The following is an 11,571-nucleotide window of genomic DNA, read 5'->3' on the forward strand; positions in this document are numbered from 1 at the left end:
ATATCCTGGCAGCGGTGGCTCTGGCCGGGCACGGCGGAGTTGCGGCTCAGCCAGACGATTTCCGACGAACCGCCGCCGATGTCGAAAAGAACGATGCCCTTGGCATCGTCATCGGCCAGCGCCGAACAGCCGGCGGTGGCGAGAAAGGCTTCCGTCTCGCGATCGACGATTTCGAGCGCGATGCCGGTGGTCTCGCGCACCCGTTCCAGGAACGCTTCGCTGTTTTCCGCCGCACGGCAGGCTTCCGTGGCAATGAGGCGGGCGCGGGTGACGTGCCGCGCCTGCATCTTTTCCGCACAGATTTTTAGCGCCGCAAGGGTCCGCGCCATCGCGGCCTCGCTGAGACGCCCGGTCTGCGCCACGCCTTCGCCGAGGCGAACGATGCGGCAAAAACTATCGACGATGCGAAAGCCGTTGGCATCGACGCCGGGCGGCGGTTGCCGGGCGATCAGCAGCCGGCAGTTGTTGGTGCCGAGATCGAGCGCCGCATAGACCGGGCTTTTGCGCGCGTGAGCGGATGCGTCGCAGCGGATCGCGCCGAGCGGCATGTGCGGAAGCTCGGCCGTATCGCTGCCCGCGAGAGAGGCCGAACCGGCATGCATGGCGGAAAAGCCAGCCCGATCCATGAATCTCTCTCCCAGGTTGCCCGTTGCGCCAAGGATCGCAGACGACCCGTAATCAAAATGTAGTCTGCGCGCCGAACCTTGTCCAAGCACAAAAGGGACCACTGTGCTTTTCGTGCCAAAAGCACCGCCGTCAGGCCGCGTGGCTCCTATCCGCGGTGCTTGCCGGGTGCACGTTGAGGCGCCGGCGCCTTCTTAGGCGCTGGTTTGCCGCCGCCGTGCGCCGCCTTTGACGATGCCTTGGCAGGCTTTGCCACCTTCGGCGGAGCGACCTTGGCCGGCGCTGCCTTCGGTCGCTGCGGCGGCGTCGGTTGCGACAAAGCCGTCGCCGGTTTGTCGTGGTGCGCTTCGGGCGGTTGCGTCGCGCCCGCGGCGGCAGGCTCCGGTCCTTTTCGCGGCGGGACGGGCTCGCTCACGGCCGGCTGTTCGCGTTTCGGCTCCGGCGCAGGACCTGGAGCGGATCGCAGGTCCGGCTGCGGGGCTTTGAGCGCAGGCGCAGGTGCTGCCGGGACCGTGGCGGAGGAAGACGGCTCCGGCGCCACGATCGTCGGCATCGCCATCGGCGTCATCGCCGGAACAGCAAGCTCCGGGACGATCGTCGGCACGATCGTCGGAATGGTCGGTGCCGACGGCGCGACGACATCCCGTGGCGCGATGATGGGCGGCGCCGGCTGTTGCGGCGCAGGCGCGGCTTGCGAAGGCGCAACTTGCGTAACCGATGAAGCAGGCGCGATTGGACGCGGCGCGATCGGGAGCGGCGGCGCTACGACGCTTTGGACGCCGGGCCCCGTCGCGAGCAGCGGCGGTGCCGACGCCGCGCTGCTCGTTGTCGCTGCGTGCAGGACGACCGGCCGCGCCGAAGCCGCCGGGGCCGCGATGCGAACCTCGGCCCCGCGTGGCTTGAGCAGAACGCCGGCGGCCGTCGTCGTCACGATCGACCGCGGGAGGCCGTCGGGGCCCGAGACGGTGGTCACCCGGTTTCCCGCCGCCGCAACGAGCGTCGTCACGGTCGCGATCACCTGCTTGTCCGGCCCCGTCTGCGTCACGGTTCCTCCGCCATTGGCGCCGACCACGGCGACCGTTTTCATCACGAGCGCATTGTCGGGACCGGTCTGCGTGACGATGCTGCCGCCGTTCGGCGCGGCGCTCCGGATCGCGGTCGAGATCAGCCGCCCGTCCGCACCGGTCTGCCGGACGGTCGAGTCACCGGCCTTGTCCGTCCCTTCGGTCGCAACCACGGGGCCGCCCGGCCCGCTGAAGTCCGGCTGAACGATGCGACCGGGCCCGGCCGCGCCCCGCGGTGCGGGCAGCGGCAGGGTGCCTTTGCTGACGGCAAGAAGCGGCGGCAAAAGGTCGTAGAACGCTGTTCGCCGCTCGGGCACGAGGGTCGCGGGCGGCGGCGGCACCGGCGCGTCGTCATCCGCATCGAGCAGCACGAAGGGCCGATTGATCAGCGCGAGGTCGTCCGGCAGCGGCGCCGGCAGATCGGTGTAGGCGTAGAGATCGAAGCGGGGCGGCGGCTCGAGTGCGGCAGGCAGCGCGGCGAGGCCGCGGCGGGCGTCGGGAAAATGCGGCCCCCGCGGATAGCGCCGCATGTAGGTCCAGTACGCCGCCGCGATGGCGGCGCGCCGGGTCTGCGCCCAGGTCGTCGCCTCGCGCCGCGCCGCGAGCAGCGTGGCGATGCGCGCGCCCAGCGGGTCGCGCGGATAGGCTTTTGCGAATTCGCCATACGCCGGCAGCGTATCGCGCTGAATCGCGGTCCAATAGGCATCCGCAGCGCCCCCTGGCATCAGGGCGCGGAACGGGCTGAGCAGGGACGGCGCGTCGCTCGCCGGCGGCAGCAGGACGAGCGGCGCATCGAGCGTGCCCTCGTTCCACGGCACCGCAGCGCCGTTGGACAGCGCAACGATCCGGGCGCGAAGACGCGACACCACTGTGTCGATGCCGAGCCCCTTGGTCTGCAGCATCTCGGCCAGCGCCTGCGCGTAGAGCCCGTAGTCGCCCTGCTCCGCCGGCGCGACGAGGCCGGGGCCGGTGTTGAAGGCGACGAGCGATCCCGCTAGCGGGCCGACCATCGCCAGGCCGCTGGCGAGCGGCGTCCCGCCCCTGGCGAAGGGATGCGGCCGTGCCAGATCGTAGACGAGGACCCGCGCCTTCAGCGGCAGCGCCGCAAGATCCCGCGAAAAATCGGTCAGCCGAACCGCCTCGGCGGGAACGTCGACGTCGCGCGGGATCCGCGCATCGACCGGGACGAGAAAATCGTCGCCGCTGAACTGCACGCCGTAGCCCGCGAGATAGACGACCGCGACCGCGTCCGGACCGGCCTCGCGCGCCTTGCCGAGAAAGTCGCTCAATGCCCGACGCGTGCCGGCCAGATCGAGGTCGGCATAGCCGGTGACCTCGAAGCCGTCGGCCGCCAGCGCCTGCGCGATCAGGCCGGCATCGTTGGCGGGCGTCGCGAGCGACCCGGCGCCATAGGCTGCCTCGCCGATGACGAGGCCGAGACGGTGTTCGGCGGCCTGCGCGGCCTCCGGGACGCCTGTCACAACCCCGAGCAGGAGGGCGGCGCACAGACAGACGAGACCGAGCGGACGAAGAATCATGACGGTACCATAGCCGGGAAAACCGCCGCCACTATGACCGCCCCTTGGCCGAGGTCGGGACGGGCGTGTCGACAGCGTCCCGCGTCGCCGCGGCCACGGCTTCGCGGACCGCCGGCAGCACGTCGGTCTCGAACCACGGGTTGCGGTTGATCCACCCGCTGTTGCGCCAGGAGGGATGCGGCAGGGCGATCACCGTCGGTCCGCTGCCGGCAAAATCCGGCCAGCGCCGCACGAGATCGTCGAGTTTCAGCGCCGGCGGCAGCGGCCGCCCAAGCCGGCGGAAGTGGTAGAGCTGCGCGTAGCGACCGATCGCCAGAATGAGCTCGACCTGCGGCATCGCCGCGAACAGCCGGTCGTGCCAGAGCGCGGCGCATTCGCGGCGCGGCGGCAAATCCCCTTTGTCTGCGGTATGGCCGGGAAAGCAGAAGCCCATCGGCCCGATCAGGACCTTGCTGGCGTCATAGAAGCGCGGGCGATCGAGCCCCATCCAGGCACGCAGGCGCTCGCCCGACGGATCGTCGAACGGGAGGCTGCTGTTGTGCGCGCGGATGCCCGGCGCCTGGCTGGCGATGAGAAGGCGCGCGCGACGATCGATCCGCAGGATCGGGTTGGGCTCCTGCGGCAGCGGCGGTTGATAGACCGGCGCGTCGCGACAAAGCCGGCAGCCGCGGATCGCCGAAACCAGGCCCTCGAGTTCGCCCGCGTCCGTCCGCTTCAACGTGGTGATCGGCCAGCCTCCCGCCGCGGAACACGGCTAACGCGAGATAGGCCGTTCGATCGATTTCGCAAGAATTCAAATCGATTTGACAGCCGGTCATTAATCTTTCCGCGCGACACTCTGCCGTGAAGCGCCGGCGTATTTTTCGGCGGGGTTGATAACCTTTGGCGACGAGGCGAGCGCTTCAACAGATTGATTTGAAGCGAGCTTCTTATCCTTTGCGGATAGGTGCTCCGGCAAAAGATGGCCAGGCGAGGATGTCCGAAGTCACCGCTGAAATGATCGAACGCGGACGCGGCGGAGACCCGCGTCTTGCGGCAGAGCGTCGCCGGCTGGCGATGAAGGTGCGTGAAGCTCGCGAAAAGCTCACGTCCTCCGGCAGCGGACACCGCACTTTTGACGTCGAACTGCTGCGCCTTTACGCCGAGCGCCGCAAGGCCGCGGCCGCCGGCCTGCTCGCGCTCAGCCTCGCCATTTCCTCCGTTGCGCTGCAGTGGGGCTCGACCAAGGCCATTCTGATCTGGATCGTCCTGAACGCCGCGGCGATCGGCTTCGGCTACGCCATGGCGTCCGTGTTCCTGCGGAAGCCGCCTGCCGAGGTCCACGTCACCTACTGGGAACGCCTGTTCGTTGCGGTCGAAACGATCCAGGGCATCGCCTGGGCGCTGATCATCTGCATCGCCTTCGATCTCGCCGAGCCGAAGGTCGCGGCCTTCGTGCTGATCGCCCTGCTCCTTGTCGCCGCGATGAACTCGACGGTCACCGCGTCGATCCCGGCGGCCGTCTACGGCGGCCTGATGCCGATGACCGTCGCCATCGTCGCGCTGCTCCGGCCGACCAGCTTCGTCGACAGCAACGCGCTGCTCGCCGAACTCGCCTTCGGCACCCAGATCTACTTCGCCTTCATGGCCCGCAAGCTCTACGCCTCGGCGATCCAGACGCTGTCGTTCCAGGCGGAAAAGGACGAGCTCATCGCCGAACTCGAGCAGAGCCAGACCAACAGCGATCTCGCCCGGCGGCGCGCGGAAGAATCCAACCTCGCCAAGTCGCGCTTTCTCGCCACGATGAGTCACGAATTGCGCACGCCGCTCAACGCCATCCTCGGCTTTTCCGAAGTGATGAAGGCGGAGCTGTTCGGCAAGCACGACGTGCCGGCCTACAAGGAATATTCCGGCGACATCCATTCGAGCGGCGAGCATCTGCTGATGCTCATCAACGAGATCCTCGATCTCTCGCGCGTCGAGGCCGGCCGCTACGATCTCCGCGAAGAATCCGTCGACATGCAGGGCGTTATCGACGAATGCCGCCACCTGATGACCCTGCGCGCCCGCAAGAAGGACATCATCATCCAACAGACCGGCGCGGGCGAGCTGCCGCGGCTCTGGGCCGATGAACGCGCCGTGCGCCAGGTTGCGCTGAACCTGCTGTCGAACGCGATCAAGTTCACGCCGCAGGGCGGCTCCGTCGCCATCACCACCGGCTGGACCGCCGATGGCGGCCAATTCTTCGCCATCAAGGATACCGGCCAGGGCATCCCCGAAAACGAGATCCCTATCGTCATGTCGTCCTTCGGGCGTGGCAGTCTGGCGCAAAAGACCGCGGAAGAAGGCACCGGCCTCGGCCTGCCGATCGTCAAGGGCCTCGTCGAGCTTCACGGCGGCACGTTTACGCTGAAATCCACGGTGCGCGTCGGCACCGAGGTCACCGTGACGTTCCCGCCCGAACGCGTGATGGATGCGCTGCCGCCGCTCACGGTCGAGCTGGGCGAGCGCGCGCGACCGCCGAAGGAGGCGCGTGCGCCGCTGCGAACCGCGGCCTGAGCCGGTCTACCCCGCGGGAATATCGCTTTCCCGCGCCGCGACGATGGCGAACAGATCCGCCACGGCGGCAAGGCTCGCCGCCTGGATCGCCGACGCCGGCAACACCGCACCGTCGACGCCGGGAAGATCGCGCGTCGCCGTCGTCGCCGCGACGATGGTCGGGTGAAAGCCGAGGTTGAAGGCACCGCGCGCGGTGGAATTCACGCACATGTGGGTCATGAAGCCGGCGAGGATCAGGTCCTTGACGCCGGCCGCCGCCAGGCGGGACTCGAGATCGGTGTGCACGAAGGCGTTGGGGTAATTCTTCACGATCACCGCCTCGCCGTCGCGCGGCGCCACCTCGTCGCTGATCGCGCCGATCGCCGCGCGGATGTCATAGGGCGATCCGGCGCCGGCATCGTGCTGAATGTGGACGATCGGAATGCCCGCGTCCCGCGCCCGCCCCAACAGCCGCGCCGCCTCCGCGATCGCCGGCTCGACATCCGTCAGTTGCATCACCCCTTCGCGATAGGTGTTCTGCAGATCGATCATGATCAGGGCCGAGCCTTTGAGGCCGGCCGGCTGTGTTCCGAGACCGGAGACGTCACGCAGGGTTTTGGGGGACATGGAAACCTTTCTTGGAATGGGCACGGCGCGATCCTGACCGATGATCGCTCCGACCGGAATGCACAATGCCGAAAGACGGATGATGCGCGATCCGGAACGCGCCGGAGCCGCCACGCCTGAGACCTAGGTCGCCTTGCGATCCCGGAAGCATCGACGCAATCTGAAGCGGCATGACCCGTCGCCTGGGAGTGTGAAATGTCAGGGACTGCAGAGCTTATTGCAGACGGTCATACCGGCTTCGACGAGCTGATCTTTCAGCAGGAGCTCAACGAGGTCTATCTTCTGCTCGATTTCATTTCCGGGCGGCCGGACCGGCACCTGTCCGACCTCGACGGCAAGATCAACGATCCCGAAAATCCCGACAAGACCCTCAGTTCGCGCGCCATCGTCGAACGTGTGTCCGACATGCGCTACCCGCCGGTGCCGCCGCCGGGCAAGAAGGGGAGCGACGCCGCGTTCCTGCTCACCTTGAAGGATGCGCTGAACTCCATGGCCTTCCCGGCGCGCGGCCTGACCATCGCCTACACCATCATGTTCAGCGAAGAGGACCACAAGGGCGAGACGAACCGGCTCCACGCGGCGGAGCTCGCCTTTCCCGGGTTGAACCGCAGCGCCGCCAGTTTTTGTAGGGTCAAGGACGCCATGGCCTGGACCGGCCTCGTCATCACCATCCTGTCGGCGTTCCTGCTGTGGCAGGTGACCTATGGCGTCCAGCTCGCGGCGCGCTTCGACGACGCCAAGCGCGCCGACACGGACAGCGCGGCAAAGATTTACGATCAGATCGACAAGGATCGCATCAAGAACGTCGCCTCCAGCTATGACCTCTCGGCGGTCTGCCGCATCCGGCCGGGTTCGAGCGACAAGCCGCCGTCCGCCGCCAGCGAGCCGGATTCGACGACGCATCAGCTGTGCAACGAGTTCGCGTACCGGCATGCCCTGTTCTGTGTCGCGATCAGCGATGTCGGCCGCTACAGCCAATCCCCGCTCTTCAAATTGTACGACTGGCTTTTACCGATGCATCAACTGCTGCCCGCGGATCCGTGCGGTTCGGACGGCAAGCAGGCGAGCGTCGGCCGCCAGGAGGACGCGCAGTCGATTGCGACCGTGCTGGCGATGATGTCGAACTACCTGCTGCCGATCCTGTTCGGGCTCGTCGGCACGATGGCGGCGCTGGTCCGCGGCATCCAGGACAAGGTGACGGACAGTATTCTGTCGCCGCGCGATCGTGCCCTGTCGCTCATCCGCCTGCCGCTCGGCATGGTCGCCGGCGTCTGTGTCGGGCTGTTCCTCAATCCGACGACGGTCGCCGCGCAGACCGGCGGCAGCATCGGCGCGTTCACCGTGTCGGCGTCCGGCATCGCCTTCCTCGCCGGCTATGGCGCGGAAGGCTTTTTTCGCGCGCTCGATACGCTGATCACCCGCATCTTCAGTCTCGATGCTCAGCCCCGGCCATCGAAATAGCTCACGCCGAAGGCCTGCCGGCTTGTGCGCGTCGGCCTATGCGCCCACGGCGACGACCGGGCGGCTGCATCGGGGCCCGAGACACCGCGCCGTCTGGTCCGGTGATGGCGGCGCTTGGAATGAGACCGGCGTCACCTTATGCTACCATCGGCCAGGAGGACTCGACGATGATCGGAAGGCGCGGCGCGATCTTTTTTGATGCCGATGGCGTGCTGATCGATTCACTTCCGGCGCATCTCCGGATATGCCGCGACAAGGCCGAAGAATTCGGCCTGAGCATCGCCATCCCGTCCGTTGCCGAATTTCGACGGCTGGTGAACCGCGGCGCCAAGATCAGTCCGATGCGGTTTTTCTTCGCAGCCGTGGGTATTCCCGAAAACTTGTTGGACCGGGCCGTCCGCGACTACGAGCATGACTTTGCCGAACGCTATCGGCCCGCCCTCTTTCGGGCGTGCGAAACCGTCCTCGCCGCCTTGCGACGCGACGGGTGGACGCTCGGTCTGGTGACATCGAACACGAGCGCAAACGTGCTTCCGATCCTGGGCGATAGCGTCGCTCATTTCGATCCGGACTGTATATTCACCCTTGATCGTTTTTCCCATCACCCCCCCAAAGCTTGGTGTCTGCAGGAAGGCGCAAGGCTGCTTGATCTTGTGCCCGAAGATTGCTTTTACGTCGGCGATCTCCCATCCGATGGTGCCGCAGCCGCAGAGGCGCGGTTTCGCTTTTTGGGCGTGACCTATGGCTGGGGACTCGAGCGAGCGGACCAGCGCTTTGAAACCGTCGATGACTTGACCGACATTCCGGAATACATGAAATCGTCTATCATAATGACATAAAAAATCAATATAATATATATTATACTGCTGGAAATATTCTACATATTACATTGGAGCTCGTCATGTCAGACGAAATTGCGCCGCTCGCCTCGGAAGGGCAGTCCACGCCCCATGCGTCATCAAGCAGTCTGTCGGACGTCGAAAAACTTCGGTTCGACTATGCCTGGAAATGGTTTGCCTATCATGCAGAGCAGCGAATGAAATCGTTCAACTTCATGATCATCATCTTCGGCATCCTCGCCACGGCAATCGTGACCGCCGTAGACAAGAAACTCTTCCTTGTCGCGGAAGGCTTGAGCCTTTTCTCGGTCATCGTCGCTCTGCTTTTTTCACGCTTGGACCGGCGCAATCGCGATTTCGTCTGGTTGGGCCAGGATATGCTGCGCCACTTCGAACACCATATGATTTTTATCGAGGGTTGGTCGACATCGGCGACAACGCCTAAGGGGATCGCACCAACAACAGATCAACCGGCAACGGCGCATAATCTCGCAAATGCAGTGAGCGCGATCTGGCTCGGCCAACATCGAGCGATACTTCCTCTGCTTTGCTACCTCTTTACGACCCTGTTCGCGCTCGCCTTCATCCTGCTCGTCTCCGGTCCTTTTTCAGCCATAGGGCGACGCGGCCTTGCCCGACGTGCACCGCTCGATAGCAGCGCTATCGCCCGACGCTGCCTTCGTCCAGCGCCACGGTCTTCACCAAGGCCGACACTGCGCTGCCGACCGATAGCGCGAGATCGTCCAGCGCCCGGCGGGTGGCGAGCGCGACGAGCCAGCCGCCGCCGTTCAGTGCGATCTCGACGGCCGCCAGCGCGCCGTCGGGGTCGAGCGCGGTGATCGTGCCGCTGAGCGTGCTGCGGGTGCTGAGCTGCCCCGGCGCGCCGACGGCCAGCGTCACATCGGTGGCGTGCACCAGCACGCGGGCAGTGGCGCCTTGTGGCCCCGCCATGCCGGCGAGCCACAGCGTGCCCGCCGGATGGTGGAGCGCGGTGAGGCCGTAGGCCGCGTCATGGTCACCCACCACCGTCGACAGCACCGTCGAGCGTCCGAAGCGCCGGTCCTCGCCCAAAACGCTCGCCCCGGCAAAGACCGCCTCGGGCGTTCCGGCTGCGGAGACCTTGCCGGCGTCCAGCACGACGACGTGGGTGGCGAGCCGCACCACTTCCTCCATCGCATGCGAGACGTAGATGATCGGGATCTTGAACTCGTCGCGCAGCCGCTCGATCAGCGGCAGCACCTCTAGCTTGCGCTGCCGGTCGAGCGCGGCGAACGGCTCGTCGAACAGCAAAAGGCGCGGACAGGCGAGCAGCGCCCGGCCGATCGCCACCCGCTGGCGCTCGCCGCCCGACAGTTTTGCCGGGCGGCGGCCAAGCAGATGCGCGATGCCGAGGGTCTCGACCACGGCATCGAGGCCGATAGTGCGTTCGGCCTTCGGCGCAAAACTCTGGCCGAACGCCAGGTTTTTGCGCACGGACAAATGCGGGAAGAGGTGCGCGTCCTGGAACACCAGGCCGATGCGGCGCTTGTGCAGCGGCACGAAGGTCTTGGCCGTCGTATCGACCAGCACCGTGCCGCCGATGCGCACATGGCCGCTGTCGGGCCGCGCCAGACCGGCGATCATCCCGATGGTCATCGACTTGCCCGAGCCGGAGCGCCCGAACAGGGCGGTGATGCCCGCATCGTTGCGGAACGCGACATCCAGCGCGAAGGTGGGAAGCCGGCGGTGCAGATCGATGTCGATCATCCGTGTGCGGCCAAACGGGCTTCGACGCGGCGCTGCACGAATTCGGACGCCATCACCGCGCCGAGCGAAATGACGATCGAGACCAGCGTCAGGCGCAGCGCTGCGGCATCGCCACCCGGCGCCTGGGTGTCGGTATAGATGGCCGCGGCGATGGTTTGCGTCTCGCCGGGAATGTTGGACACGAAGGTGATGGTGGCGCCGAACTCGCCGAGCGAGCGAGCGAAAGCGAGGATCGCCCCGACGATGATGCCGGGGATCGCCAGCGGCAGGCTGATCAGGACGAAGGTCCAGAGCGGGCTTGCGCCGAGGCTTCCCGAGGCTGCCTCGAGCCGCCTGTCGATCGACTCGAAGGACAGCCGCATCGCCCGCACCATCAAAGGAAACCCCATGACGGCGCAGGCGAGCGCCGCGCCGGTCCAGCGGAATGACAGCACGATGCCGAGATCGGCGAGCGCGGGCCCGAAAACTCCGCGGCGGCCGAACCAGAGGAGCAGGACGTAGCCAGTGACGACCGGCGGCAGCACCAGCGGCAGATGCACCAGGCCATTGAGCAGCGCCTTGCCGGGAAAGCGCCAGCGCGCGAGCGCATAGGCGACGGCCACGCCGAACGGCAGGCTCGCCAGCGTCGCCACCACCGCGATGCGCAGAGACAGGGCGATGGCGGTCCAATCGTCCGGCGACAGATCTCCCACGTCGCCCGCCTTACTTCAGGATGGTAAAACCCTGCCCGCTAAGAATTTTGACGGATTCCATCGAGCGCATGTAGGCCTCGAAGGTCGCGGCGTCGGGGTTCTTCGAGTCCTTGGTCAGCGCGATGGGATAGACGATCGGGTCATGGGTCGCGGCCGGAAACGTGTCGATCACCTTGACCTTGGGCTCGGCCTTCGCATCGGTCCCGTAGACGATGCCGAATTTGGCCTCGCCGCGCGATACCAGCAGCAGCGCCGCGCGGACATTGTCGCCCTGTGCCAGCTTGGGCTGGACGCTCGCCCAGATGCCGAGCTTTTCCAGCGACTGCTTGCCGTAGACGCCGGCGGGGCAGGATTCGATGGTGCAGACGGCGAGCTTGCCGTCGCCGATGGCGCCGGCAAGGTCGACACCGCTCACGAGCCTGAGCGTCGATGTCGAGTCGAGCGGCGCGATCAGCACGAGATC

Annotated in this window: 10 protein-coding genes; 3 read left to right on the forward strand and 7 right to left on the reverse strand. The window is 66.5% G+C overall.

The features are described from left to right. The 3 genes from GSQ79_RS18795 to GSQ79_RS18805 form a co-directional block, all read right to left on the reverse strand. A partial coding sequence (locus tag GSQ79_RS18795; RefSeq protein ID WP_368669954.1) for a Ppx/GppA phosphatase family protein occupies nucleotides 1-548 on the reverse strand: 548 nt, incomplete at its 3' end. A gap of 224 nt (nucleotides 549-772) precedes the next feature. Further along, the gene (locus GSQ79_RS18800; protein WP_158810205.1) at nucleotides 773-3,226 is read right to left on the reverse strand and encodes a caspase family protein; all 2,454 of its coding nucleotides are present in this window, start codon (nucleotides 3,224-3,226) and stop codon (nucleotides 773-775) included. 31 nt (nucleotides 3,227-3,257) lie between these two features. Further along, the gene (locus GSQ79_RS18805; protein WP_158810206.1) at nucleotides 3,258-3,944 is read right to left on the reverse strand and encodes a uracil-DNA glycosylase family protein; all 687 of its coding nucleotides are present in this window, start codon (nucleotides 3,942-3,944) and stop codon (nucleotides 3,258-3,260) included. A 257-nt stretch (nucleotides 3,945-4,201) separates the two neighbouring features. On the opposite strand from GSQ79_RS18805, the gene GSQ79_RS18810 reads away from it, so the two are divergent. Beyond that, on the forward strand, nucleotides 4,202-5,764 hold the full coding sequence (locus GSQ79_RS18810) for a HAMP domain-containing sensor histidine kinase (RefSeq protein ID WP_158810207.1): 1,563 nt from the start codon (nucleotides 4,202-4,204) through the stop codon (nucleotides 5,762-5,764). 6 nt (nucleotides 5,765-5,770) lie between these two features. On the opposite strand, the gene GSQ79_RS18815 is transcribed toward GSQ79_RS18810, so the two are convergent. Then, entirely contained in the window at nucleotides 5,771-6,370 is a 600-nt protein-coding gene (locus tag GSQ79_RS18815; RefSeq protein ID WP_158810208.1) for a cysteine hydrolase family protein, read from the reverse strand. A 195-nt stretch (nucleotides 6,371-6,565) separates the two neighbouring features. Here GSQ79_RS18815 and GSQ79_RS18820 point away from each other — a divergent pair, with 195 nt between their 5' ends. Continuing rightward, nucleotides 6,566-7,831, forward strand: a complete 1,266-nt coding sequence (locus tag GSQ79_RS18820; protein WP_158810209.1) for a hypothetical protein — start codon at nucleotides 6,566-6,568, stop codon at nucleotides 7,829-7,831. A gap of 167 nt (nucleotides 7,832-7,998) precedes the next feature. Continuing rightward, a complete protein-coding gene (locus tag GSQ79_RS18825; protein WP_158810210.1) occupies nucleotides 7,999-8,670 on the forward strand; it encodes an HAD family hydrolase in 672 nt (223 codons plus the stop codon). Nucleotides 8,671-9,330: 660 nt separating this feature from the next. On the opposite strand, the gene modC is transcribed toward GSQ79_RS18825, so the two are convergent. The 3 genes from modC to modA form a co-directional block, all read right to left on the reverse strand. Continuing rightward, on the reverse strand, nucleotides 9,331-10,416 hold the full coding sequence (gene modC, locus GSQ79_RS18830) for a molybdenum ABC transporter ATP-binding protein (RefSeq protein ID WP_158810211.1): 1,086 nt from the start codon (nucleotides 10,414-10,416) through the stop codon (nucleotides 9,331-9,333). Further along, a complete protein-coding gene (gene modB, locus GSQ79_RS18835) occupies nucleotides 10,413-11,108 on the reverse strand; it encodes a molybdate ABC transporter permease subunit (RefSeq protein WP_158810212.1) in 696 nt (231 codons plus the stop codon). The genes modC and modB overlap by 4 nt, the downstream gene beginning before the upstream one ends. Before the next feature lie 10 nt (nucleotides 11,109-11,118). Then, nucleotides 11,119-11,571, reverse strand: a 453-nt coding sequence (modA, locus tag GSQ79_RS18840) for a molybdate ABC transporter substrate-binding protein (protein ID WP_158810213.1), incomplete at its 5' end; no start/stop codon positions are given.

The sequence above is a fragment of the Beijerinckia sp. L45 genome (genome assembly GCF_009765775.1).
Classification (GTDB): Bacteria; Pseudomonadota; Alphaproteobacteria; order Rhizobiales; family Beijerinckiaceae; genus RH-AL1.

Bases quoted from the DNA above. Each gene is read 5' to 3' on its own strand.
- GSQ79_RS18800 (WP_158810205.1), bottom strand. From the start codon at position 3,226: ATGATTCTTCGTCCGCTCGGTCTCGTCTGTCTGTGCGCCGCCCTCCTG.
- GSQ79_RS18810 (WP_158810207.1), top strand. From the start codon at position 4,202: ATGTCCGAAGTCACCGCTGAAATGATCGAACGCGGACGCGGCGGAGAC.
- GSQ79_RS18815 (WP_158810208.1), bottom strand. From the start codon at position 6,370: ATGTCCCCCAAAACCCTGCGTGACGTCTCCGGTCTCGGAACACAGCCG.
- GSQ79_RS18820 (WP_158810209.1), top strand. From the start codon at position 6,566: ATGTCAGGGACTGCAGAGCTTATTGCAGACGGTCATACCGGCTTCGAC.
- GSQ79_RS18825 (WP_158810210.1), top strand. From the start codon at position 7,999: ATGATCGGAAGGCGCGGCGCGATCTTTTTTGATGCCGATGGCGTGCTG.
- modC (WP_158810211.1), bottom strand. From the start codon at position 10,416: ATGATCGACATCGATCTGCACCGCCGGCTTCCCACCTTCGCGCTGGAT.